Below are 23,136 nucleotides of genomic sequence, written 5' to 3'. Positions count from 1 at the left end.
TCAGGAGAACTAACTTCAGGCAAACTCGACACCGTGCTTGCCCAGAATCTCGCGGGCCTTGCCGAAAGAGCTCATGTCGATCACGTCGTCGGTGTCGATCATGACGTCGAACTCGTCCTCGATCGCCGCGACGAGGGACATGTGGGCCAGCGAGTCCCACTTCTCGATCCCGCGGTACTCGAGGCCGTCGACGTCGTAGTCCTCGGGCAGCTCGAGCGAGGAGCGGAAGACCTTGCGCAGCCGGTCGATCTCGATCACTTACGTCCTCCAAGAAAGCCGCAGCAGTGCCCGCCAGAAGCGGCGATGGCGCCCGGCGAGTCTAGCCCAGCGGGGTGCGCGGCCTTCCGGACGCTGTTTCCCCGACCTGGGGGTACGCCGTGTATGTTGGCACGGGCCGCAGCCGGGCCGAGCGCGCCGCGCGCGAGCCACGCGGCCGCCTTCGGTGGACCAAACCGGGTTGAGCTCGGATAATGCGGCTTGGGTAAGTGAAGACGGCAAGGAGCGTAATGTGAGCGTGCTGCAGGGTTCGTCCATTCTTGTCACTGGTGGGACGGGTTCGTTCGGCAAGGCATTCCTGCGCTACGCGCTGGACAACCTCGACCCTGCCCGGCTGGTGATCCTCTCGCGGGATGAGCTGAAGCAGTACGAGGTCCGCCAGATGTTCGGCAACGACGAGCGGCTGCGCTGGTTCATCGGCGACGTCCGGGACCGCGAGCGGCTGACCCGGGCCATGCACAAGGTCGACTATGTCGTGCATGCGGCGGCTCTCAAGCAGGTCGACACTGCCGAGTACAACCCGTTCGAGTTCGTCCGCACGAACGTCGCCGGCTCGCAGAACGTCATCGAGGCCGCGATCGACAACGGGGTGAAGAAGGTCGTCGCGCTCTCCACCGACAAGGCGTCGAGCCCGATCAACCTCTACGGCGCGACCAAGCTCGTCGCCGACAAGCTCTTCGTCTCGGCCAACCACTACGCGGCCGCGTACCCGACCCGGTTCTCCGTGGTCCGCTACGGCAACGTGATGGGCAGCCGCGGCTCGGTCGTCCCGCTGTTCCGCAAGCTCGCCGCCGAGGGCGAGAGCCTGCCGATCACCGACAAGCGGATGACCCGATTCTGGATCACCCTGGAGCAGGCCGTCCAGTTCGTCGTCGACTCGTTCGACCTGATGAACGGCGGCGAGCTCTACGTGCCGCGCATCCCGAGCATGCGGATCGGCGACCTGGTCGAGGCGGTGGCCCCGGGCAGCGCCACGCACGAGATCGGCATCCGACCGGGCGAGAAGCTGCACGAGGAGATGATCGCGATCGACGACGCGCACCGCACGGTACGCCTCACCGACCGCTACGTCGTGCAGCCCACCATCGCCGAGTGGGGCTACATCCCCCCGGCCGACGCCGAGCCCGTCGCGGAAGACTTCAACTACCGCTCGGACAACAACGACATGTGGCTTTCGGCCGAGCAGTTGCGCGAGATCCTCGGGATGCAAGCCTGACCGGATCGTTCCAGCAGCTCGAAGCCAGCTGACGCATGTTCTAGGCCCAGGAGGCGCGATGCTCCCGTACGGCAAGCAGACGATCGAGGACTCCGACATCGCAGCCGTCACCGAGGCGCTGCGAAGTGACTGGCTCACCACCGGGCCTCAGGTCGACGCCTTCGAGCGGGATCTCGCCGAGTGGACCGGTGGCGTACCGGTCACGGTGGTCAGCAACGGCACCGCCGCGCTGCACGTGGCGTACGCCGCCGCCGGGATCAAGGCCGGCGACGAGGTGGTCACCACGCCGATGACCTTCGTGGCGACCGCCTCCTGCGCGACGATCCTCGGGGCCGAGGTCGTCTTCGCCGACGTCGAGGAGGACACCGCCAACCTCGATCCGGCCGCCGCCGCGGCGGTGACGACCGAGCGGACGAAGGTGATCGCCGCCGTCGACTACGCCGGCCACCCGGCGGAGTACGACGAGCTCCGCAAGGTCGCCGACGAGGTGGGGGCGCTGGTCCTGGCCGATGCGGCGCACGCGATCGGCGGCACCTACAAGGGCCGGTTCGTCGGGTCGCTGGCCGACCTCACGACGTTCTCGTTCTTCCCGACCAAGAACCTGACCACCGCCGAGGGCGGTGGCGTGGCCTCCCCCGATTCGGAGCTGATGAAGCGGGCGCGCCGGTTCAAGGGCATCGGGATGATCCGCGAGGAGGCCGACTTCGCGAACCCGACCGACGGCGGTTGGTATTACGAGGTCCAGGAGTTCGGCGTCAACTACCGGCTGCCGGACGTCCTCTGCGCGCTCGGCCGGGCTCAGCTGACCCGGCTCGGCGCGTTCAAGGCCCGCCGGACGGCGCTGCGCGCCCGGTACAACGAGCTGCTCGCCGACGTGCCGGGCCTGCGGCTGCCGGTCGAACGCGACTGGGTCGACCCGGCGTACCACCTGTATCCCGTGCGCGTGCTGGACGGCCGCCGCCGGGAGGTCTACGACAAGCTTCGGGCTGCCGGGATCGGGGTGCAGGTCAACTACATCCCGGTCTACTGGCACCCGGCGTACGCGGAATTGGGCTACCGACGGGGGATGTGCCCTAACGCGGAGAAGTTCTACGCCGAGGAGTTGTCGCTGCCACTGTTCCCGACGTTGACAGAAAACGATCAGGATAGGGTGGTAGAAGCTCTCCGTACGATTCTCGGCTGACCCCCCACCCGAGCGTAACTACCGGAAGTCTTTCTCATGCACCACGCGAACGTCTTTTACGGCCACGCGGACGTGATGGCCCGATATTGCGGGATCGACCTCGACCCCGCGCCGCGCATCCAGGGCTACCTCCAGCATGGCTGGAACATCGGCGACGGCCTCGCCCCCGGTACGCCTTACGTCGCCGGGTCGCCGCTGTTCGTCTGGTCGGAGAAGCAGCGCCGGAGGTCCTGGTCGCTCGGCTACCGCAATGTCGTCGTGGTGGGTGCGCCCTGGGCGTACCTGCTGACGATGGAGCCCGAGCCGGCCGATCTGCCGGAGCGGGAGGGCACGATCTACTACCCGTTCCACGGGTGGGAGGGCCAGCACGTCCACGGCGACCACAAGCGGCTGATCCGGCAGATCCGCGAGGTCGAGGACGGGCCGGTGACGATCTGCCTGTACTGGAACGAGTACCGGATGCGCCGAGTCCGCCGGATCTACGAAGATGCGGGCTTCCGTATCGTGACGCACGGTTACCGGGGCTTCTGGTGGCGGCATACCGACCGGTTCTTCCTGAGCCGGCAGCTCGCCGAGCTGCGCCGGCACAAGCGGGTCGCGTCCAATCGGCTGAGCAGCGCGGTCTTCTACGGCGCGCTGGCCGGGTGCGAACCGGCCGTCTACGGCGACACGATGACCTTGCAGGACGAGGATCCGACCTTCGGCGGGGTGGCCCGCCAACGCCGGCTGTGGCCGGAGATGCACGGGGCGAAGCTGGACCTGGCGGCGGCACACCAGACCGCCCGCGACGAGATGGGCGCTGACCGCATCCTTCCGCCCGAGGCCGTACGCCGGCTGTTCGGGTGGACCGAGGAGCAGGTGGCCTTCCGTCGATCCCTCGAAATCGACCCAGCGGTCGAGGCAGCGACAGAATCCCCGATGGCAGGAGTAATGGCGTGACAGTGGCAAGCGGCGGGGTCCCCGGCAACTTGCGGCTGATCGGCAGTGAAATGCTGGTCTGGAGCGATGACGAGCCGCAGCAGCAGCGTACGCCGGCCGGCGGCGCGGTCCTGGTCGAGCTGCTCACCGAACTGGTACGCCCCGGCGGCCGGGCGTTCGTGGCCGGGCTGCACGACGACGCCGTGCTGTCGGTGCTGGAAGCCGAGAGCATGCAGGTCACCTGCCTGCTCCGCAGCTACCCGGACGCCGCGAAGGCGGCCAAGGCCCACCCCGGCGTCGAGGTGCTCTGCGGCGATCTGACGAAGGTCGACTCGGCGGAACCGTTCGACCTGGTTCTCGTGGGCGGCGGCGTCGAGCGGCTCAGCTCGGCCGACGGCCCCCAGCTGAGCTGGCAGGAACGGGCGGAGCTGGTCGCCGGGCTGGTCGGCGTCGGCGGCACGCTCGCCCTCGTGCACGAGAACCTGCTGGGCATCCATCGGCTGGCCGCGCTGACCCCCCCGCGCGGTACGCGTACCGACGCCGACTGGACGCCGTCGGACGGCTTCGACGCGACCCGGCCGGCCTCGGCTCGGGAGCTCGCCGCGACCGTCGCCGGGTTCGGCCTCGAGCCGTCGACCACCGTGCTGGCGTTCCCACATCCGCAGCGTCCGACCGCGTTGGTTCCGCTCGATCTCGCGGTAGATCCGCAGCTCAAAGTGCACCTGCAGGCGGTCGTGACGACCGCGTTCGACCAGGCCTTCGACGGCCAGACGATGCTCATGGACCCGCGTCCGCTGGCGTCCGGCGCGATGCGAGCCGAGGCCGGGAGCGCGCTCGCGTCCGCCTGGCTGGTGGTGGCGACCCGGGAGGGGCAGCAGACCCTGACGCCCCGGGCGCTGGTCAGCGACGAGCGCACTGCGCCGTGGCCGATCCGCTACGAACTGATGCACCTCGACGGCTGGAACCGCCGGGTGCTCGGCCCCCGGGCGCTGGTCACTCGCAACGTGCTGGTCCGGGACCCGCAGGCGCTCGACGGCCCGGTTCCCGACGGCGTTCCGCTACTCGATCACCTCATCGCGCTCGGTATGCACCGTGACGTCCCGGGTCTGCAGATGGCGTTGGCCCAGTTCGCGGCGTGGGCGTCGACCCGGGCGGACGCCAACGGCCGGGTCTCCGGCGCGGATGTGCTGATCCTGCCGAGCGAGCTGCTGGTCGTGGACGACACCTTCGTACGCTGGGACCCGAGTTGGTCGACCGAGCTGACCGTGCCGGTCGAGGTGGCCGTCGCCCGATCGCTGCGGTACTTCGCGACCGTGCTGATCGGCGCCGGATATTCGCACCCGTGGCCGCAGCTCGACAGCGTCGACGAGTTGACCCGGGTACTGGGCGGGCTCGCCGGCTACGACTGGGGCGGCGACGACGTCCTGCGTCAGGCGGTGGACCTGCAGGCCAAGCTCACGGGGGCCGAACTCGGCCTCACCGACGCCGAGATCGCCGAGCTGCGCGTCAAGCTCACCGGCCTCGACCAGGGCATCACCGCGCCGGGCGCGGAGAGCGTCCAGGATCTGCGGGCCGCAGTGGAGCGCCTGCGCGCGGAGCTCGATCATGAGAAGGCCACCAACAAGTGGAACGAGAAGCTGCTCCTCGGCCGGGAGAAAGCCCTGCGTAAGGCGGAAGGGCGAGTCGAACTCCTGAGCGGAACCTTCACCGCTCGGATGGGTAAGCTCGGCCTCGCGCTGGCTCGTCGCGTTCTGGACGTGGCCAGACGGGTACTCCGTCGGAACGGCGAGGAGCAGGAGGAGGCGTGAGAGCAGGTCACGTCAGCGTCGTCGGCATCATTCAGGCGCGGATGGGTTCTACTCGGCTGCCCAGCAAGGTCCTCAAGACGCTGGCCGGGCGCACGGTGCTCGGCCGGGTCGTGCGCGCCGCCCACGAGAGCGGCGCGCTGGACAAGGTGGTCGTCGCGACCACCGTCGAGGACATCGACGACGAGATCGTCGCGGAGTGTGAGCGGCTCGGCGTGCCGGCGTACCGGGGTCCGGTCGACGACGTGCTGACCCGGTTCACCGGCGCGCTCGACGAGCACCCGGCCGACGCCGTCATGCGGTTCTCCGCCGACAACCCGCTGATCGACCCCGAGATCGTGGCGCTGGCCTGCCGGGTCTTCCGCAGCGTGCCGGGGCTGGACTACCTCAGCACCTCGATCAAGCGGATGCTGCCGCTCGGGATGGACGTCGAGATCATCGACGCCGCCACGTTGCGCCGCATCGGGCAGATCGCCGAGGGCTTCCATCGCATCCACGTCACCTCGTACGCGTACTCGAATCCGGACCAGTTCCGCGTCATGGGCCTGACCCTGCCGCCGGATCGGTCGCAGCTGCGGCTGACCGTCGACACCGAGGACGACTGGCGGCTCGTCGAGGAGGCGGTGGCGCACTTCGGCGACACCAGCGTCTCGCTGCAGAAGATGGTGGAGTGGCTGGCCGCCAATCCGGAGATCGCCGCGATCAACGCCCATGTCGAGCAGAAATCCCTGAATCAGGGGTGAGCGACAGCCGGATCGGGATCCGCTGCGACGCGGGTCCCACCACGGGCGTCGGCCACCTGGTCCGGGGCATCGCGCTCGCCGAGGAACTCACTGCGCGCGGCGTACAGGTCGTGTTCCTGGGCGACGTCGGCGGGGTGGGCTGGGCCGAACGCGAACTGCGAGACCGTGACCTGCCACTCCTGCCCGGTCCGGACACGCCCGCCGATCTCGTGGCGGCCGCACGAGAACTCCGGCTTAGCGGACTCGTGGTGGATTCATACACATTGGATCCACACTGTGCGGGCGCCGTCCGGGCTTTCGGCGTACCAGTGCTGGCTATTGTGGACGGTGACACTCGCGGTCAGGAACCGGATCTGTTCCTGGACCAGAATCTGGACGCGGAGCTGGCCGATGTGCCGACCAGCGTGCCGCGTCTCGCCGGCCTGAAGTACGTGCTGTTGCGCGATTCCGTGCGCCGGCTGCGGCCCGAGCATCCGAAGACCGTCCATGAAGGACGACCGAAGCTGCTCGCGTTCTTCGGCGGCACGGACGCGTTCGGCGCGGGGCCGGTGATCACGCGGCTCGTGCTCGCGACGGGCGAGCCGGTCGACGCGACCGTGGTCGCGGGCTCGGAGCAGCTGCGCAAGGAGCTGGAGCAGCTGCGCCCGGGGCCGGGTCAGGAGTTGCGGGTCATCGATCCGACCGACCGGCTGCCCGAGCACATCGCCGCCGCCGACGTCGTGGTCAGCGCGTCGGGTACGTCCACATGGGAATTGCTGTGCCTGGGCGCGGCGGCTGCGATGGTCTGGGTCGTCGACAATCAATGGCTCGGCTACGAGCGGGTCATGGCGCGCGGCCTCACCGCCGGCATCGGCCTGCTCGGCGACCTCGCCGACGCGTCGTCGCCGGCCGCCGAGTCCGCGGTGGTCACTCTCCGTGAACTTCTTTCCAATCCACTTGTACGCACAGAGCTGTCTACGCGTGCGATGGCTGTCGTGGACGGGCGGGGCCGGGAGCGGGTCGCCGACGCCTTCCTCGCCTTGCTCTGACTCCTGCAGATCACGGTTACGCATGCCTTAGCGGGCTGTTTTAGGGTGCGTTTCCCTGATCTGCAGCTGACGGGGTCGAGCGCAAGAGACCGGCGAAGGCGTGGAACACCGCGGCCATGTCGACCTCGCCCGGATCGAGCAGCCACTGGAGTTGCAGCCCGTCCATGACCGCGACGAGCAGGGCGGTCGCCTGCTCGGGAGTGAGCCCGCCGGGGAGGTTCTCGCCGAACTCGCGGCGGATCGACTCGCCGAGCGTTTCGCGCGTACGCCGATAGCGCTCGATGAAGAACTCCTTGGCGGGGTGGTTGTCGGTGACACTGTCGGCCGACAGCACGGTGAACGACTGCACCAGCCCGGGCAGCGTCGCGTTGTGCGCCACCAGCTTCTCCATCGTCTCCAGCCCGTTGCCGGACGGTTCGTACGCACCCGCGTCGATCTCGTCGCGTCGCCGGAGCACCTCGATCAGCAGCGCGTCCTTGCTGGGGAAGTAGTGCAGCAACCCTTGCTGGGTCAGGCCGACCTTGTCGGCCACGGCGGCGAGGGTGGCGCCGCGATAGCCGCGTTCGGCGAAGACCTCCAGCGCCGCCTCCAGGATCTCGGTACGCCGTTGCTCGGGTCTCAGCCTGCGCCGAGGGTGTGTCATGGACGCAGGATAGCCGCCGCGATTATCTCGAAACAATAACGTTACCTACTGATCACTCGGTAGTTAGTGCACGATGGCTCCAACCCAAGGGAGGCCGTATGTCAGCGCTGCGTACCGATCGTGAGGTCGCCGTCGAGGAGGCGCTCAGCCGCCTCGACCTCGAAACGAAAGTCAAGATCCTCTCCGGGCAGGATTCCTGGACCGTGCCCGGTGTCCCCGAGATCGGCCTCGCCTCACTGGTCGTCAGCGACGGCCCCATCGGCGTACGCGGAACGCGGTGGACGGCGGAGGACCCCTCGATCGCCCTCCCGAGCCCGACTGCCCTGGCCGCCACCTGGGATCCCGAGCTGGCCCGCCGAGCCGGTCACCTCCTGGGGCAGGAGGCCCGCCGCAAGGGGGTGCACGTCCTGCTCGCCCCGACGGTGAACCTGCATCGGAGTCCGCTGGGCGGCCGCCACTTCGAGGCGTACTCGGAGGATCCGCTGCTCACCGGTGCGATCGGAGCGGCGTACGTGCAAGGGGTGCAAGCGCACAGCGTCGGCACCACCGTCAAGCACTTTGTCGCCAACGACGCCGAGACCGACCGGTTCACGGTGGACAACAAGATCTCCGACCGGGCGCTGCGGGAGCTCTATCTCGCCCCGTTCGAGACCATCGTCGACGCCGGGGCGTGGGGCGTCATGGCGGCGTACAACCAGGTCAACGGCGTGAGCATGACCGAGCACGACGAGTTGCAGAACGGCGTGCTGAAGGGTGAGTGGGGCTTCGACGGCTTCATCGTCTCCGACTGGTTCGCGGCCCGGGACACCGAGGCGACCGCGCGCGGCGGCCTGGACCTGGCGATGCCCGGCGCCGGTAGTCCTTGGGGCGAACGCCTGGTGGCGGCCGTGCGTTCCGGCGCGGTCGCCGAGGAGCTGATCGACGACCACGTATGCCGAGTCCTGCGCCTGGCGGCCCGGGTCGGCGCGCTCGACGGCGTCGCCCCGGCGGTGGCGGTCGAGGATCGCCCCGCCCCGGTCGACGGCGAAGCGCTCGCCCGGGAGATCGCGGGCCGGTCCTTCGTACTGGCCGCCAACGACGGCATCCTGCCGCTGGCCTCGCCGTCCAGCGTCGCCCTGATCGGCGTGCTGGCGAAGGATGCGCGCATTCTCGGCGGCGGCAGCGCCCAGGTCTTCCCGGCGCACATCGTCTCCCCGCTCGACGGCCTGACCGCGGCGCTGCCGGAGTCCACCAAGCTCACGTACGCCATCGGCGCGGACCCGCGCGAGAAGATCCCCGCGGCTGCCGGTCCGCAGTGGACGGAGCTGACGGCGACGTTCCGGGACGCCGAGGGACAGACGATGTACGTGGAGCGCCTGCCCGCCGCGGTCGGCATGTGGATGGAGATGCCCGAGGGAGTCGACCCGGCAAAGCTCGCCACGGTGGAACTCAGCGGCCGGCTCACCCCCGGCGCCACCGGTACGCACCACCTCGCGATCCGGGGCATCGGCCAGTTCACCCTGTCGGTCGACGGCAAGACCCGCTTCGACGACGCCCTCGTGCCGGAGAACATGGACCCGGCCGCGTTGTTCCTGGCTCCGCCGGAGGGGCGGCTCCCGATCGACCTGGTAGCGGGGGAGACGGTCGAGGTCAGCCTCCTGCATCAGGTCGCCTTCCCCGAGAACTTCGCGGTCGTCGCGTTGCTCCTCGGCCATGCCGAGCCGGTCGCGACCGCCGACGAGCTGCTCGCCGAAGCCGAACGAGTGGCGGCGGAATCCGACGTCGCGATCGTCGTCGTCGGCACCACCGAGGAGGTCGAGTCCGAGGGCTTCGACCGGACCGGCCTCGCCCTTCCAGGACGCCAGGACGAGCTGGTACGCCGAGTGGTCGCGGCCAATCCGCGTACCGTCGTGGTGGTCAACGCCGGATCGCCGGTCGAACTGCCCTGGGCCGACGAGGTGGCGGCCGTGCTGCTCACCTGGTTCCCCGGGCAGGAAGCCGGGCACGCCCTGGCCGACGTGCTGTCCGGCCGAACCGAGCCGGGCGGGCGGCTGCCCACCACCTGGCCCGTCCGGGCCGAGGACTGCCCGGTGCTGTCGACCACCCCGGCCGACGGAGTGCTCGACTACGCCGAGGACATCTACATCGGCTACCGCGCCTGGCACCGCTCGGGGCGTACGCCTCGGTATCCGTTCGGCCACGGCTCCGGGTACACGACGTGGGCGTACGAGTCTCTGTCCATCGAGGATGGTGCTGTGACGGTCTCCTTGCGTAACACCGGTTCCCGGGCCGGGCGTGAGGTCGTCCAGGTGTACCTCGCACCGTCCACACCGGACGACACCCGCCCGGTGCGCTGGCTCGCTGGCTTCGCCCCGGTGACCGCCGAACCGGGGAGGACCGCGACCGTCACGATCCCGCTGCCCGAGCGGGCGTTCCAGATCTGGGACGGCGAGTGGCGTACGCCGCCCGGCGGCTATCGGGTGGAGGTCGGTCCGAGCAGCGCCGTCCGGCCGCTCTCGGCAGCCGTCTAGGTATACCTAGACGGGTTCCGCAGGGGGTAGGTACGCCGGTCCGGGCAAGATACGTCATCGCTCCTGATGGCTTCGACTCCTTACCAGCGGAACATAGGTGGTGACGAAAGAACAGACACCACCAAGGAGCCGAAGATGTTCACCTCGCCCGACACCCTGTTCGACATGGCCAAGCTCCACCAGCAGGAACTGATCGCGGAGGCCGACCGCAGCCGCGTCCTCGCCCGGGCCCGCAAAAGCCGGACGAAGCGCGCGGAACGATCACACAAGTGATCGCGCCGGAAACCGTGTGCTGTGAGCCGCTCCTCCACCGAGGGGCGGCTCACAACGCTCTAGGGCGTGTCCCACCTCGCCGGTATCTTGGTGGCGTGCGTTTCCTGCGCGACGGTGCCAGCCAGAGCATGATCGGCCGAGATCACGAGCTGCGTCAATTGACGCGGCTCGTCGCGTCCGGCCGTCCGCAGGTCGCGATCGTCGGCGGTGAGCCCGGCATCGGCAAGACCCGGCTCATCCAGGAATTCCTGCCCACCCTGCCCGAAGGCGCCGTCGTGCTGGTCGGCCACGCCGAGCCCGGCTCGCTGGCCCGCCCTTACGAGCTGCTGCTGGACGCGATCGACGGAGCGGGCCGGCTGGCCTCGCGCGGGATGCTCGGCGTGGACGCCGAGGTGGCCGCGCTGGTCGATCCCGGCCGCAGCCCGGTCGAGCGGCTGCACGCCGGGCTGGACATCGTCTCCCGGCTCGTCGGGGACGCGCCTTCCGTCCTCGTCTTCGAGGATCTGCACTGGGCCGACTCCGAGAGCGCCGCTCTCTTCGAGCGCCTCGCCGACCGCCCCGGCGCTCACCTGCTCATCGGGACCTACCGCCCCGGCGAGGTCACCAGCCGGCATCCCGTGTCGGCGCTGCTGGAGCGGATGGAGCGGCGGCACGCCGTGACGCACCTGCGACTGGAGCGGCTGACCACGGCCGAGACCGCAGCGATGCTGGCGATCGCGGGTGGCCGGCCGGTCTCCTACCGGACCGCGGTGACGCTGCACAACCGCACCGGCGGCAATCCCTTCTTCCTGGAAGAGCTGCTGCGGGCGTACGCCGGGCAGGATCTCGAGGCGGTCAGCGAGCAGCCCCTGCCGTGGAGCCTCGCCGAGGTGCTCCGCCGTCAGGCCACCGGCCTCGACCCGGCCGGGCAGCGCATCCTCGAGGCGGCCGCCCTCCTCGGTCACCGCATCCCGTTCGACCTGCTCGCGGCGGTCACCAGGGCCGGCGAGGACGAGCTGATCGACGTCCTGCGGGAACTCGTCCAGCGCGGTGTGCTGGTGGAGTCGGGCGAAGACGAGTTCACCTTCCGGCACGCGCTGCTTCGCGAGGCGATCACCGGCCAGATGCTCGGCCGCCAGCGTCGCCGCCTGCACGAGGCCGCGCTGGAAGCGTTGCTCGCGGCGGACGAGGTCGACCCGGCGCTGGTCGCACATCACGCCGAGGCGGCCGGACGTTACGACGACATGGTGGCGGCGGCCCGCCGCGGGGCCGCCCTCTACCTGTCCATCGGGTCGGCGTACCAGGCGTTGCAGCTGGCCGAGATGGGCCTGGAGGAAGAGGGCGACGACCTCGAACTGCTCAGTGCGGCCGCCCGCGCCGCCTGGCTCGCCGGGCTCCTCGACGACGCCGCCGAGTACGCGCGGAAGTGGCGGGATCTGGCCACCACGTCGACCGATCGGGCCGACGCGCTCTACCTGCTCATCCGGCTCGCCTGGGAGTCCGACGACACCGCCGGCATGGAGGCTTGGACGACCGAGATCGAGCAGCTCATCGCGACCCTGCCACCGGGTGCCGACCAAGCGCGGGCGATGACGGCGGTGGCCCAGTCGGCCATGCTCCGCGACCGGGTCGACGAAGCGCTGCTGTGGTCCGACCGGGCGCTGGCGCTGGCGGCCGAGTTCGACCTGCCCGCCGTACGCCTGGCCGCCTTGGTGGAGAAGGGATCCACGCTCGCTGAGCAGCCCGCGACGGCCGAACAGGGGCGGGCGATCCTGGCCGGATTGATCGACGAGACGGAGAAGCTGGGGGAGTGGGTGCTGGCCGCCCGCGCCCTCTACAACCTCGTCCAGATGCCGCCGTCGGAGTCCCTCGCCGACCAGGCCGAAGTGCTCGAACGCATGCGCGTCGACGCCGAGCGGGCCGGCTTCGAGTCGCTCGCCGTCGCGGCGTACTTCCAGGGGCGGGCGCGTATCGCGATGCGGGAGGGCGACCTCGCCGCCGGGATCGCCGCCCTCGACGAGGGGCGGACGCGGGACCGTGGTTACGCCTTCCGTGGTCGCCGGGCCGACTACCACTCCGTCTTCCTCGCCGGGCTCAGTCTGGAGGCCGGTGAACTCCGCCGGGTCACGGCGATCCTGGCCGAACTGCGATCGCAGCCGGGCTTGTCCCCGCTGGTGCTGCCGGGCCTGGACTTCCACCTCGCCTGCCGATCCGGCGACGATCGCGCGATCGAATTGCTCGACACCGTGCTGGAGGCGTTGGCCCAGCAGCCCTGGCGTAGTGGTGAGCAGGCGCACGACCTGATCACGGCGGCCCTGTACGCCGGGTTGCCCCGCGATCGCGTACGCCATCTCGGCGAGGTGATGCTGGACGGCCAGCTCTGGGACGACTGGCGGGAATTGGTGACGGCGCAACTGGCCGAACTGGCCGGTGACGACGACCGCGCCCTGCGCGGCTACCGGGCGGTGTTCGACTCCGCGATCCTGCCTCCGAGCGTACGCGGAACGGCGCACACACTCGCCGCCCGGCGGCTGCTCGCCGCCAGCCAGACCACCCAGGCGACGAAGCTCGCCGACCAAGCCGCCGACCTGCTGAGCCGGTGGGGTGGCTGGCGCGTCGCTCAGCTCGACCAGGTCCGGGCCCAGCTCGGCCTGGCCCCGGCGCACAGCCGCGCGGCCGAGAACGGCGTCGTGCCGCTGACTCCCCGGGAACGCGAAGTCGCCCTGCTCGTCGCGGAAGGGCTGACCAACGCCGAGCTCGCTCGGCGGCTCTATATCTCACCGAAGACCGCGGCCGTCCACGTTTCGAGCATTCTGCACAAGCTCGGGGTCTCCTCGCGGACTGAGGTCGCTGGGGCGCTCACCCGCTGACGCCTGCGCCATCTCCGGGGCCTGATCGCGTTATCCCGGCGGCTGTTGCGCCCGGGCGGCCGATCGCGCTATCCCGGGATAACGCGGCTTCGCGAGCGAAAATAACCGCGTTATCCCGGATAACGTGCAGCCGCCCGAACGTGCAGCCGCCCGAACGTGCAGCCGCCCGAACGTGCAGCCGCCCGAACGTGCAGCAGAGCTGCCCGAAGCTATTCGGTCCGGATGATCGTGTACGCCTCAGCGACCTGCCCCTCAGGCATACCAGCAGCTTGAGCAGTGGTGCCCATCCACCCGCGGAGCATCCCCTCGAGGTCTTCCATGTGCCGGGTCTGGGACGCGTGCGCGTTCAGCGCCGCGAGTTTGCGGTCGAAGTAGTCGGTGGCGTCGACGGCGTGGTCCGGGTTGGGCCCGCCCGAGTACCAGATCTCGCGGACGACCCACGGCTCCAGCCCGGCCGCCAGCAGCTCCGGCAGCGCGAACTCGTTGCGAGCGTCGGGATAGACCGCGCAGGTGAGGGCCTCGCCGACCGCGAGGTGGTCGGGGTGGCTGGGCCCGGAGATCCGCTCCCACCGGCGCAGCGGTGAGCTGGTGAGGATACGGTCGGGGCGGTGGCGGCGGATCGCCGCGACCAGGTCTCGGCGCAGTTCCAGGGACGGCGTGACCTTGCCGTCGAAGTAACCTTCGAGGAACTCGACCTGGGTGACGCCTAGCGCCGCCGCCGCGGCCCGCTGTTCGGCCTCGCGGAGGCCCGGCATCTCGCCGCGCGGCGTGTTGTCGAAGCCGCCGGCGTCACCCCGGGTCACCAGGACGTAGGCCACCTCGATCCCCTCGGCGACCCAGCGCGCCACGGTGGCGGCGCTGCCGAAGTCGACGTCGTCGGGGTGCGCGAACACGCAGAGGACCTTCTTGACGTCCTCGATCGGCGGTGCTGACGGTGGGAAACTCATGGTCGCCAGCATATTCCGCGCGATCATGAGCGCATGCGCCTGTAAGCGATCGCGGTGCCGACCGCCAGAACGAGACAAGCGCCCAACGCCACCAGCTGGCTCGTCGCGAACAGCAGCGAGCCGAGAAGCGAGGCGCCGAGCGCGAGCCCGAGCTGCATCGCCGTCGACAGCACGCCACCGGCCAGTCCGGCGCGGTCGGCCGGCAGGCCCGCCAGCACGAATCCGATCGCCGGGGACAGCACCATCGCCCAGCCGACCCCGACGACGACCAACGGCATCGCCGCTTCGACGACATTCAGGTGGTCGGCGTACTTGACGACGGCGGCGAAGCCCACGATCCCCAGGCCGAAGATCAGCGCGCCGCCGATGAGCACCCGGACGCCGTATCGGCTGACCCAGCGGCCGACGCGCAGCGAGACATAGAGGAACGTAACCGCACACGGTCCCATCGCCAGCCCGGCGGCCATCGGCCCGAACCCGTGCCCGATCTGCAGCGTGACCGCCACGGTGAACAGGAAACCGCCGATGAGCGTGGCGAACAGCAGGATCGCGAGCAGCGCGCGCCGGGCCAGACGCAGGGTCAGCAGGCTCGGCGGCAACAGCGGGTTACCGCCGCGCCGCTCCTGCCGGCTCTGGGTCACAAAGAAGGCCACCGCGGCGGGCACGACCGCGGCCAGGCTCAACCACGTCCACAATGGCCATTTCTCGGTACGCCCAAGGGTGATCGGTAGTAGGAGAAGTGCGATGGTGGCGGCCAGCAGGAGCGCGCCCCACACGTCGATCCGAGCGGCGCGGGGAGCCCGGGTCTCGGGCACGAACCGCCGCCCGAGCACCACGGCGGCGATCCCGACGGGCACGTTGATCAGGAACAACGGCCGCCAGCTGAGCCCGGCGACATCCCAGGCGAGCAGCGCGCCGCCGAGGATCTGGCCGACCGCGCCGGCCAGCCCGGCCATCGATCCGAACAGGCCGAGGGCCTTCTGCCGGTCGGCTCCTTCGAAGCCGGCCTGGATCGAGGCCAGTACCTGGGGGAAGAGCAGAGCCGCGCCCAGCCCTTGAAGGATGCGGAAGGCGATGAGCGCACCAGCGGTGGGGGCCAGCCCGCAGGCGGCCGAGGCGACGGTGAACGCGGTCATGCCGACGAGCAGCATCCGCTTGCGGCCGAAGCGGTCGCCGAGGCGACCTCCGGCCACCAGCGTGCAGGCGTACGCGACGCCGTAGCCGGACACGGTCAGCTCCAGTGCTGCCGGACCGGCGTTGAGCGTACGCCCGATGGTCGGGAGGGCGACGTTGACGATGAAGGCGTCGAGGATGGGCAGGAAAGCGCCGAGCAACAGGATCGGCAGCGCCCGCCACGGTGCCGCCGGCCGGGTGGCGGCGGTGGCGGCGGGAAGCGTCGCAGTGGTCATACGATCACCCTGGTACGCGCTCAAGCCTGGTACCTAGAGCCCGGTGATACTGTTACTGGGTGAACCAGGGTAGGGAAGAGCAGCGCAGACAAGCCCTCGGTGACTTCATTCGATCCCGCCGGGAGCGGACCACCCCCGAAATGGTGGGTCTCCCCGACGGCCTGCGGCGGCGTACGCCCGGCCTGCGGCGTGAAGAGGTCGCGATGCTCTCCGGCATCGGTGTGACCTGGTACACCTGGCTGGAGCAGGGCCGCTCGATCAACGTCTCGACGCAGGTGCTCGGCGCGGTCGCCCGGGTGCTGCGGATGGACGACGCCGAACGCCAGCACCTGTTCACCCTGGCCGAGCTGAACGAGCCACACCCGGCCACCCGGGAGCCGAAGGTCGGCCGGGCCGTCGAACTCATGCTGAACCAGGTCGGACCGTATCCCGCAGTGGTCGTCGGTCCCCGCTGGGAGATCCTCGCGTCGAACCATTCCTACATGGCGATGTTCGGCGACTACCGCGAGCTGCCCGACGAGTATCAGAACTCCTTGCTGCTCTTCTTCGCCAACCCGCGGATGCGCACGATCATCGGCGGCTGGACGGAGACCGCGCCCCGGTTGGTCGCGAAGATGCGGGTCGCCATGGCGGCCGACGTCGCCGACCCGGGATGGCAGCGGCTGGTCAAACTCGTCGAGGCGCACTCACCGGAGTTCGCCGAGATCTGGCGGCGGCAGGAGGTCGCCAGCCTCGACGGCGTCCTCAAGACACTGCACCACGACGTGGTCGGCACGATCCACGCGGAGGTCGTCCACGCGTACCTCGGCGATCAGCGCAAGGTCCGGTTCAGCGTCTACACCCCGATGGACGCGCCGGCCCAGGCCGGGATGGAGAAGCTTGCCTCGGTGACACCCGACGAGATCGTGCTGCCGAAGTCCCAAGAGCTCGTCTTCGTGTAGCGATCGCCGGTTTCGGGTACTCCATCGTCGACTTCGAAGGAGGATCCGATGCTTATCGCTGGTGTGGTGCTGCTTCTCCTGGGCTGGCTGCTGCACGTGGGCATCCTGCAGACACTCGGCATCATTCTGCTGATCGTGGGCGCGGTGCTGTACCTGCTCGGTGCCGTCGGCCGGCCGGTCATGGGCCGTCGCCACTATTGGTAACCCCCACCGACAAATGCGGGCGGCGTCCTCCACGGGACGCCGCCCGCTCACTATCGGAGGAGGGCGAGGCCGGTTTCCGGGTCGTAGAAGCGCAGCGACGTGGGATCGAATCGGAGCCAGATCTGCTGCTCCGGCGTGGCCGTGAAGGTCGGCGGCGCGGAGACCTTGAGGCGGTGACCGTCGATCAGGACGGTGAGTAGCATCGACGCCCCAGTCGGTTCGACGACTTCCACCGTTGCCGGGCGGGCGTCGTCGGCTCGCTCGGTGCCGACCGCGACCTTCTCTGCGCGTACGCCGATCAGGACGTCCGAGGCGTGGCCGAGGGCCGGGCCGGGGACGAAGTTCATGGGTGGCGAGCCGAGGAAACCGCCCACGAACTGGTCGGACGGGGCGTCGTAGACCTCCAGTGGTGGGCCGAGCTGGGCGATCCGGCCGTCGCGCATGACCGCCACCCGGTCGCCGAGCGACATCGCCTCCGCCTGGTCGTGCGTGACGTAAAGAGTGGTTGTGCCGATCTCGCGGACGATCTTCTTGAGTTCCGCCCGGAACTGCAATCGCAGCAGCGCGTCCAGATTGGACAGCGGCTCGTCCATCAGCAGTACGCCCGAGTCGACGACGACGGCACGAGCCACCGCGACGCGCTGCCGTTGGCCGCCCGACAGCTGGGCGGGGTGGCGATCGAGCACCTCGGTCAGCTGCAACAGCTCCGCCGCCTGGTCGACGCGGCGGCGGATCTCGGCCGGGTCCACCTTGCGCATGGCCAGGCCGAAGCCGATGTTGTCGCGTACCTTCATGTGCGGGAAGATCGCGTACGACTGGAAGACCATGGAGATGCCCCGGTGGCGGGCGGCCACTCCGGTGACGTCGCGGTCTCCGATGTGGATGGTGCCGGAGTCGGGTGTCTCCAGCCCTGCGACCATTCGCAGCAGGGTGGTCTTGCCACAGCCGCTCGGGCCGACAAGCACGAGGAATTCGCCGTCGGCGATCTCCAATGACACGTCGTCGGTGGCCCGCCGAGCTTGGCCCGGATAGGTCTTCACGAGATCGCTGATCGTGATCTTCATCGGAGCGTAGTCCCCCACATGTTGAGCAGGTAGCGGCGCATCACCGCGACGAAGACGATCGCGGGCAGGATCAGCGCCAGGCCACCGGCGAAGCGGTACGCCAGCGGCGAGTCCGACAGCGTGGTCAGCACGTGCGCGGGCAGCGTCCGTTGGTTGAGGGTCAGGATCGTCGCGCCCAGAACCTCGTTCCAGGACAAGACGAAGGTGAACATCGCGACCGCCGCGATACCGGGGAGCGCCTGGGGCAGGACCACCCGGGCGAAGGCGCGCGCCGGCGACGCTCCGAAGACCTGAGCCGCCTCTTCGTGCTCCCGGGGTACGCCGACGAAGACCGCCGAGGTGATGAGGACGGTCGTCGGCAACGCCAACGCGGTGTGGAGCAGCGTCACGGCGTACGTCGTGTCGTAGAGGCCGGTCTGCAGGAAGATCCGGGCCAGCGGCACCGACAGGACGACGATCGGCAGCGCCCGGGTCAGCAGCAGGAACAGCTGATACGGGTCGCGTCCCCGGAACGCGTGGCGGGCCAGGGCGTACCCGGCGGGCACGCCGATGACGAGGGCCAGGACGACGGTGCTGAGTCCGACCATCAGTGAGTTGAGGTAGCCGCCGACGACTCCGGTCGAGCCGAGGAACGTCGTGATGGTCTCGGCTGAGAGGTCCGTCGGGAGCAGCGGCAACGGGAAGCGGTCGAGCGATTCGCGGCTCGAGAAGGCGGCCAGGGCGATCAGATACAGCGGTACGCCGAAGAACAGCGTGATGGCGACGCAGGCCAGCTGCAGCCCGAACCGATGCCGCCTCATGAGCGCAACGCCCGCAGATAGCCGAAAGCGGCGAGCAGCGACACCGCGAGGATGACGAGCGCGATCGCGGTCGCCACGTTGGGGTTCTGCAACACGGCATACCACTGATACGTCTCCCCGACGAGCAGTGGCATGTTGCGCCCGGTCAACGCCTGCGCGACGGCGAACGTCTCGAGCGCCAGGATCGTCCGGAGAATCAGGGCGACCTGCAGACTCGGCCGCAGCTGCGGCAGGATCACCTTGCGCAGCCGCTGCCAATAGTTCGCCCCGAAGACCGCGGCGGCCTCGTCGTAGTCGCGCGGAATGCTCTGCATCCCGGCCACCACGATGACGAAGACGAGTGAGGTCGATCGCCAGAGTTCGGCCACCACCACCGCCAAGAACATCGTCACCGGATGCTGGTAACTGAGCCAGGCGTATCCCTCGATGTGAAGCTGGCTCAGCGCGGAGTTGAGGTAGCCCCGATCCGTGAACACGGCGAGCCAGACGAGGCCCGCGGCCAGATCGCTGATCGCGAGCGGGATGACCCAGATGTAGAAATAGACGCCCGCGAACCGCGGGCGGGCGCGGAGCAGGAGCGCCATGGCGATCGCGAGCGCGAACTGCAGTGGGATCAGCACCACGATGAGCAGCGCGGTGTTGCGCGCGGCCGGCCAGAAGTACGCGTCGTCCAGCATGCGCCGGATGTCGGCGCCGTTCGCCTGGCTGAGGCCCGCGACCAGCGGCCAGGCGAACAGCGCCGTGAGGAAGATCAGCGAGGGCGCGATGAGCAGGAGCGGCCCGCGCAGCTTCACGCGGCCCGGCACGGCGACCCGGCGGGATCGGGCTTCCAGCAGGCGACCTTGGCTTCGTCCAGGATCGCGTTGAGCTTGGTCGCCTGGGCGTCGAGCGTCGCCTTCACCGCCTTGCCGTCGAGGCAGATCGCCTTGAACGTGTCCTTGAAGATCTGGCTGACCTCGCCGTCCTTCGACCCGAGCCCGACGGGCGGCAGCGACACGATCGCGTTCGAGGCCGACTGCTGAGCGGCGACCGCCTTGGCCTCCAGCCCGATCGCGGCCGGCAGGTCGCCCGGCAGATCACCCTTGACGACGGGGAAGAACGCGTTCTGCCGCAACACTTCCGTCTGGACCGGCGGAGTGGTCAGCGTGCGGATGACCTCCTTGGCCTTGTCGGCGTCGGGCGCACCCTTCGGTATGCCCAACCCGGCGATGACCAGCATGTAGCCCAGCCCTTTCGGCCCGCTCGGCGCGGGCACCATGAGCCATTCGTCGGGCTTGTCCTTCGGCGCGGTCGCCAGCCGGGCGACATGGTCGAAGCCGACCAGCACCTCGCCCCGCTGCAACGGCTCCTGAACGAAGTCGTAGTTGGTGGACGCGGGAGCGGTCTGCGCCCACAGTTCCTTCATGTACTCCCACGCCGTCACCGCGTCGGCGCTGCGGAACGTCGTGATCTGCCCGCCGGTGAAGCTCGGCAGCAGGAAACCCTGGAAGAACCGGTGGTAAAGCCCCTTCGGCCCGGCGCCGAGTCCGAACACCGGCTTGCCGCCGTTGCCCGCCTTCGCCGCCGTCATCCAGCTGAGAAACTGGTCGTACGTCAGCTTCTGCACGTCCGCCCCGGAGGGCAGCCACTGCAACGCCTTCTTGTTCACGGCCATCATGTAGGTGGCCTGCATCCAGGGGATGTATTTCGCGGTGGTCCCGCCGAGCTTGCCCAGCTCGATCAGGTCCGCGGCAAACCCGCGGTCCGTGAGCGAGCCGGCCAGGTCGTCGAGGTCCATCAGCTTGTCACCCAGCGGCGCCAGGTCACCGTGCAAACCGCCGACCAGGTTCACCTGCACCTTTCCGGCTTCCACCTGGGTACGCAGAGTGGTGGCGAAGGTGGCGTTGTCGACCGGGTTGTAGCCCACCTTGGCGCTGGTCACCTTGTCGGCGAGGATCTTTTCGAAGCGTTGGCGCTCCTCGACCGGCGTGAACTGGGTCGAGAGGAAGTTCACCGAACCCGCGCCGCCGGTGCCGCTAGTGGACACCCCACCGCACGCGGCCAATACCGGCGCCGCCAGCGCGGCTTGAAGCAGCGCGCGACGGGTAGCTCTTGCCTCGTTGGTCATTGGACTCCCTAGGTCGTTCCGGCGGTCGCCGGTACCCTGTTGGGGGTTTTGTCAAACGGGCTGACGCAAGTGTCCAAATCGTTTACATAGCTGTCAACTGCCGGAGATCAACGACCTCATTGGATGTACGGCGCTAGCAGGCAGTATCGCCCGTCATCGTTTCCTGATGTCCGCCTGTGTCCGGCCCGGTTGTCACCCAGTTAGACACTCGGGGCCTCACCGCGCTCCTCCGACTGCACGGTTTCTCGCAGGGACGCCTGAAGGGCGGACAGCGTAGATCTCAGCTGTGTGAGGGCCGGTCCATCCCACTTGAGATAGGGCTGCCCGTACGGGTCTATTCCGTCGGGATGTTCCAGGCCCTCCCACTGCACGCGCTTATCGGCCGTGCGAAAAGCGGTCCATGCGTCCACCAGTCCCGGTGGGGCGATCACCTGTACGCGGGCGTCAAGTCGGAACTCATTGACGAGACCTTCTGGAGGCCCGGGTGTCGATTCGACCCCCATCTCGTCCGCCATGTATGGAAGACGCGCTTCGAGGTCTCGCGCATACTCGGCCATATCGATGTAGAGCGTCATTCGCCGACCCGTAAGGCGCTGCTGACGTTCGTGGTTGTGGCGGTCTCGCTGCAACCGAAGGCTGCCGCGATGGGTGAAGATGATGCTGAGCGCCGCCGTGACCGGCGTGGCGATGACTGCGCCGAGGGTGATCCAGTCGGAGGCGTCCACGGGCGACACCGTAGTTCACTCTCACCATCAGAGGCTGCGGGGTGGCACCGCCAATTCAGAAGAACTCGATCAAGCGACCGAGATGCCCGCAAACGCCCGCTCAGGCGTAACACCCAGGTCCCCGATCAATGATCATTCGCGATCTTCAGCGGAGCCGTCTAACGACCCGCTAATGGCGTACAGGCGTGATCCAACGTGACGACACCCCGCACGCATTGAGGCAAATCAGTTTAAAATGTGGCACTTAGTCGATGTGGTTGGTATCCTGAATGCGTGCGTAGCTCTGAATCGCGGCCGGTACAGCGTCCGCCTGCCCATGACGCGGTACCGGCTGGTGGCGGGCTTGTGGTCGGTACTACGGACGAGGCTGATAGTGACGATGCTTCGGATGTCAGGCCCGCAAGGCTGACCTTGGCTGAGGCCTTCCTGGAGACTAATTCTGACCTCGGAGATAGGTTCCTTGGCCAGCATAAGAAATCTGTCCGCGAATTCAGCCAGCTGCTTGGCGCGAAGTCGGCGACGGCGGGCCTTGCCGCCCAGTTCGCCAAGATGTCGGGCGTGGCTAACGCCGTCGGTATGTTCAAACCGGCCATCGACTACGCGAAAGCCGCTGGCCTTCCTGGCGTGGTCGGTCTCCTCGGTCCCGCGATCGAGGACGCGAAGGCTTCGGGTCTACTCGATGCGTATCGCCGCTTCGCCCCGGCCGTCGACGGTGCGAAGGCCGCTGGCCTTCCTGGCGTGGTCGGTCTCCTCGGTCCCGCGATCGAGGACGCGAAGGCTTCGGGTCTACTCGATGCGTATCGCCGCTTCGCCCCGGCCGTCGACTACGCCGGGATCTCGGGCCTTGCCACGACCATCGGCCGCTTCAGGCCCGCGATCGACTACGCGAAAGCCGCCGGCCTCCCGAACGCCATCGGCCTACTTGACGCCTACCGCCGCTTTGCTCCTGCGATCGACGACGCCCAGATCGCCCGCCATGGGCTCGGCGGCACGCTTGAGCGGCTGCCTACCAGTGACAAGACCGGCGCGATGGTGTTAGCTGCCGAGCACACAAGATTTGCCGAATTCGTTGATGCGCTCTCCGCGTTCGATCGGACGTCCAGCTCGGAGGATCTGGCCTACAAGCCACCGCCGGACAGCCAAGTTGAGCGCAATTCCGGGTTGACGGTAGTCGACAGCGAAACGCTCGGATTCTTTGAGTCATTGCTATTTCAACTGCGCCTGTGCCTGCCGTCGATCGAGCGCGCTCAGCAGGTCACGAACGTAACTTCGGTGGCGGGCTTGTTGCTGATCACCAGCATGGTCCTGCGGGTTGGGTATCCGGAGATCTGGAAAGCGATCGTTGACAACAACGGGATGATCTCGCTGTACCTTGCCATTCTCATTCTTGTTGGTCAGACACGCCGCCACTGAACGCCTTTGCGTCCGCGCACGCCATCCCGTCGCTGTCGACCCACACACTGTGGACCCGGGTTCTGCCCTCCTGGTCAAGGTG

At 68.8% G+C, this 23,136-nt stretch carries 21 protein-coding genes; 12 read left to right on the top strand and 9 right to left on the bottom strand.

Features of this window, described 5'->3' with window-relative positions:
- Window positions 1-15 precede the first annotated feature (15 nt).
- A complete protein-coding gene (locus HOV77_RS34310; protein ID WP_253763631.1) occupies window positions 16-255 on the bottom strand; it encodes an acyl carrier protein in 240 nt (79 codons plus the stop codon).
- A 259-nt stretch (window positions 256-514) separates the two neighbouring features.
- On the opposite strand from HOV77_RS34310, the gene pseB reads away from it, so the two are divergent.
- The 6 genes from pseB to HOV77_RS34280 are packed head-to-tail and all read left to right on the top strand — an operon-like array spanning window position 515 to window position 7,169.
- Complete coding sequence (gene pseB / locus HOV77_RS34305; RefSeq protein WP_290870519.1) at window positions 515-1,492, top strand: UDP-N-acetylglucosamine 4,6-dehydratase (inverting); 978 nt, start codon at window positions 515-517, stop codon at window positions 1,490-1,492.
- Window positions 1,493-1,550: 58 nt separating this feature from the next.
- On the top strand, window positions 1,551-2,675 hold the full coding sequence (locus HOV77_RS34300; RefSeq protein ID WP_290870478.1) for an aminotransferase class V-fold PLP-dependent enzyme: 1,125 nt from the start codon (window positions 1,551-1,553) through the stop codon (window positions 2,673-2,675).
- Window positions 2,676-2,711: 36 nt separating this feature from the next.
- The gene (locus tag HOV77_RS34295) at window positions 2,712-3,614 is read left to right on the top strand and encodes a hypothetical protein (protein WP_290870475.1); all 903 of its coding nucleotides are present in this window, start codon (window positions 2,712-2,714) and stop codon (window positions 3,612-3,614) included.
- A complete protein-coding gene (locus tag HOV77_RS34290; protein WP_290870472.1) occupies window positions 3,611-5,401 on the top strand; it encodes a hypothetical protein in 1,791 nt (596 codons plus the stop codon). Before HOV77_RS34295 ends, HOV77_RS34290 begins: the two co-directional genes overlap by 4 nt.
- Complete coding sequence (locus HOV77_RS34285; RefSeq protein ID WP_290870468.1) at window positions 5,398-6,141, top strand: glycosyltransferase family protein; 744 nt, start codon at window positions 5,398-5,400, stop codon at window positions 6,139-6,141. The genes HOV77_RS34290 and HOV77_RS34285 overlap by 4 nt, the downstream gene beginning before the upstream one ends.
- Window positions 6,138-7,169: a spore coat protein gene (locus tag HOV77_RS34280; RefSeq protein ID WP_290870465.1), complete on the top strand. Its 1,032-nt coding sequence runs from the start codon at window positions 6,138-6,140 to the stop codon at window positions 7,167-7,169. The genes HOV77_RS34285 and HOV77_RS34280 overlap by 4 nt, the downstream gene beginning before the upstream one ends.
- A 40-nt stretch (window positions 7,170-7,209) precedes the next feature.
- Here the strand turns inward: HOV77_RS34280 and HOV77_RS34275 are convergent, their stop codons facing one another.
- On the bottom strand, window positions 7,210-7,812 hold the full coding sequence (locus HOV77_RS34275; protein ID WP_290870462.1) for a TetR/AcrR family transcriptional regulator: 603 nt from the start codon (window positions 7,810-7,812) through the stop codon (window positions 7,210-7,212).
- A gap of 98 nt (window positions 7,813-7,910) precedes the next feature.
- On the opposite strand from HOV77_RS34275, the gene HOV77_RS34270 reads away from it, so the two are divergent.
- The 3 genes from HOV77_RS34270 to HOV77_RS34260 all read left to right on the top strand — a co-directional run bounded on the left by HOV77_RS34270 (window position 7,911) and on the right by HOV77_RS34260 (window position 13,444).
- The gene (locus HOV77_RS34270) at window positions 7,911-10,322 is read left to right on the top strand and encodes a glycoside hydrolase family 3 C-terminal domain-containing protein (RefSeq protein ID WP_290870460.1); all 2,412 of its coding nucleotides are present in this window, start codon (window positions 7,911-7,913) and stop codon (window positions 10,320-10,322) included.
- A gap of 135 nt (window positions 10,323-10,457) precedes the next feature.
- On the top strand, window positions 10,458-10,595 hold the full coding sequence (locus tag HOV77_RS34265) for a hypothetical protein (RefSeq protein ID WP_290870457.1): 138 nt from the start codon (window positions 10,458-10,460) through the stop codon (window positions 10,593-10,595).
- 95 nt (window positions 10,596-10,690) lie between these two features.
- Complete coding sequence (locus HOV77_RS34260) at window positions 10,691-13,444, top strand: AAA family ATPase (RefSeq protein ID WP_290870454.1); 2,754 nt, start codon at window positions 10,691-10,693, stop codon at window positions 13,442-13,444.
- A gap of 209 nt (window positions 13,445-13,653) precedes the next feature.
- On the opposite strand, the gene HOV77_RS34255 is transcribed toward HOV77_RS34260, so the two are convergent.
- Both HOV77_RS34255 and HOV77_RS34250 read right to left on the bottom strand, forming a co-directional pair.
- The gene (locus HOV77_RS34255; protein ID WP_290870451.1) at window positions 13,654-14,391 is read right to left on the bottom strand and encodes a PIG-L deacetylase family protein; all 738 of its coding nucleotides are present in this window, start codon (window positions 14,389-14,391) and stop codon (window positions 13,654-13,656) included.
- A gap of 23 nt (window positions 14,392-14,414) precedes the next feature.
- On the bottom strand, window positions 14,415-15,800 hold the full coding sequence (locus tag HOV77_RS34250) for an MFS transporter (protein ID WP_290870448.1): 1,386 nt from the start codon (window positions 15,798-15,800) through the stop codon (window positions 14,415-14,417).
- A 59-nt stretch (window positions 15,801-15,859) separates the two neighbouring features.
- Here HOV77_RS34250 and HOV77_RS34245 point away from each other — a divergent pair, with 59 nt between their 5' ends.
- Window positions 15,860-16,741, top strand: a complete 882-nt coding sequence (locus tag HOV77_RS34245) for a helix-turn-helix transcriptional regulator (RefSeq protein ID WP_290870445.1) — start codon at window positions 15,860-15,862, stop codon at window positions 16,739-16,741.
- A gap of 48 nt (window positions 16,742-16,789) precedes the next feature.
- Entirely contained in the window at window positions 16,790-16,945 is a 156-nt protein-coding gene (locus tag HOV77_RS34240; protein ID WP_290870442.1) for a hypothetical protein, read from the top strand.
- Window positions 16,946-16,995: 50 nt separating this feature from the next.
- Here the strand turns inward: HOV77_RS34240 and HOV77_RS34235 are convergent, their stop codons facing one another.
- The 5 genes from HOV77_RS34235 to HOV77_RS34215 form a co-directional block, all read right to left on the bottom strand.
- Window positions 16,996-18,009 (bottom strand): ABC transporter ATP-binding protein, encoded by a 1,014-nt coding sequence (locus HOV77_RS34235; RefSeq protein WP_290870439.1) that lies wholly within the window; start codon window positions 18,007-18,009, stop codon window positions 16,996-16,998.
- Window positions 18,006-18,809, bottom strand: coding sequence for a carbohydrate ABC transporter permease (locus tag HOV77_RS34230; RefSeq protein WP_290870436.1), 804 nt, complete (start codon window positions 18,807-18,809; stop codon window positions 18,006-18,008). Before HOV77_RS34230 ends, HOV77_RS34235 begins: the two co-directional genes overlap by 4 nt.
- The gene (locus HOV77_RS34225; protein WP_290870433.1) at window positions 18,806-19,615 is read right to left on the bottom strand and encodes a sugar ABC transporter permease; all 810 of its coding nucleotides are present in this window, start codon (window positions 19,613-19,615) and stop codon (window positions 18,806-18,808) included. The genes HOV77_RS34230 and HOV77_RS34225 overlap by 4 nt, the downstream gene beginning before the upstream one ends.
- Entirely contained in the window at window positions 19,600-20,916 is a 1,317-nt protein-coding gene (locus tag HOV77_RS34220; RefSeq protein WP_290870430.1) for an extracellular solute-binding protein, read from the bottom strand. Before HOV77_RS34220 ends, HOV77_RS34225 begins: the two co-directional genes overlap by 16 nt.
- A gap of 200 nt (window positions 20,917-21,116) precedes the next feature.
- On the bottom strand, window positions 21,117-21,641 hold the full coding sequence (locus HOV77_RS34215; protein WP_290870427.1) for a hypothetical protein: 525 nt from the start codon (window positions 21,639-21,641) through the stop codon (window positions 21,117-21,119).
- 273 nt (window positions 21,642-21,914) lie between these two features.
- Between HOV77_RS34215 and HOV77_RS34210 the strand changes: the two genes are divergently transcribed.
- Window positions 21,915-23,054: a hypothetical protein gene (locus tag HOV77_RS34210; protein ID WP_290870425.1), complete on the top strand. Its 1,140-nt coding sequence runs from the start codon at window positions 21,915-21,917 to the stop codon at window positions 23,052-23,054.
- The last annotated feature ends 82 nt before the right edge of the window (window positions 23,055-23,136 follow it).

The sequence above is a fragment of the Hamadaea sp. genome, from assembly GCF_013362815.1.
In the GTDB taxonomy this organism is placed as follows: Bacteria; Actinomycetota; Actinomycetes; order Mycobacteriales; family Micromonosporaceae; genus Hamadaea.
The sequence above is the reverse complement of the archived record's forward strand: the minus strand, read 5'-3'. Positions and strand labels throughout refer to the sequence as shown.

Excerpts from the sequence above, each read along its gene's own strand:
- HOV77_RS34300 (WP_290870478.1), top strand. The coding sequence starts at position 1,551 with ATGCTCCCGTACGGCAAGCAGACGATCGAGGACTCCGACATCGCAGCC.
- HOV77_RS34255 (WP_290870451.1), bottom strand. The coding sequence starts at position 14,391 with ATGAGTTTCCCACCGTCAGCACCGCCGATCGAGGACGTCAAGAAGGTC.
- HOV77_RS34250 (WP_290870448.1), bottom strand. The coding sequence starts at position 15,800 with ATGACCACTGCGACGCTTCCCGCCGCCACCGCCGCCACCCGGCCGGCG.
- HOV77_RS34220 (WP_290870430.1), bottom strand. The coding sequence starts at position 20,916 with ATGACCAACGAGGCAAGAGCTACCCGTCGCGCGCTGCTTCAAGCCGCG.
- HOV77_RS34275 (WP_290870462.1), bottom strand. The coding sequence starts at position 7,812 with ATGACACACCCTCGGCGCAGGCTGAGACCCGAGCAACGGCGTACCGAG.
- HOV77_RS34295 (WP_290870475.1), top strand. The coding sequence starts at position 2,712 with ATGCACCACGCGAACGTCTTTTACGGCCACGCGGACGTGATGGCCCGA.
- HOV77_RS34270 (WP_290870460.1), top strand. The coding sequence starts at position 7,911 with ATGTCAGCGCTGCGTACCGATCGTGAGGTCGCCGTCGAGGAGGCGCTC.
- HOV77_RS34235 (WP_290870439.1), bottom strand. The coding sequence starts at position 18,009 with ATGAAGATCACGATCAGCGATCTCGTGAAGACCTATCCGGGCCAAGCT.
- HOV77_RS34240 (WP_290870442.1), top strand. The coding sequence starts at position 16,790 with ATGCTTATCGCTGGTGTGGTGCTGCTTCTCCTGGGCTGGCTGCTGCAC.
- HOV77_RS34265 (WP_290870457.1), top strand. The coding sequence starts at position 10,458 with ATGTTCACCTCGCCCGACACCCTGTTCGACATGGCCAAGCTCCACCAG.
- HOV77_RS34230 (WP_290870436.1), bottom strand. The coding sequence starts at position 18,809 with ATGAGGCGGCATCGGTTCGGGCTGCAGCTGGCCTGCGTCGCCATCACG.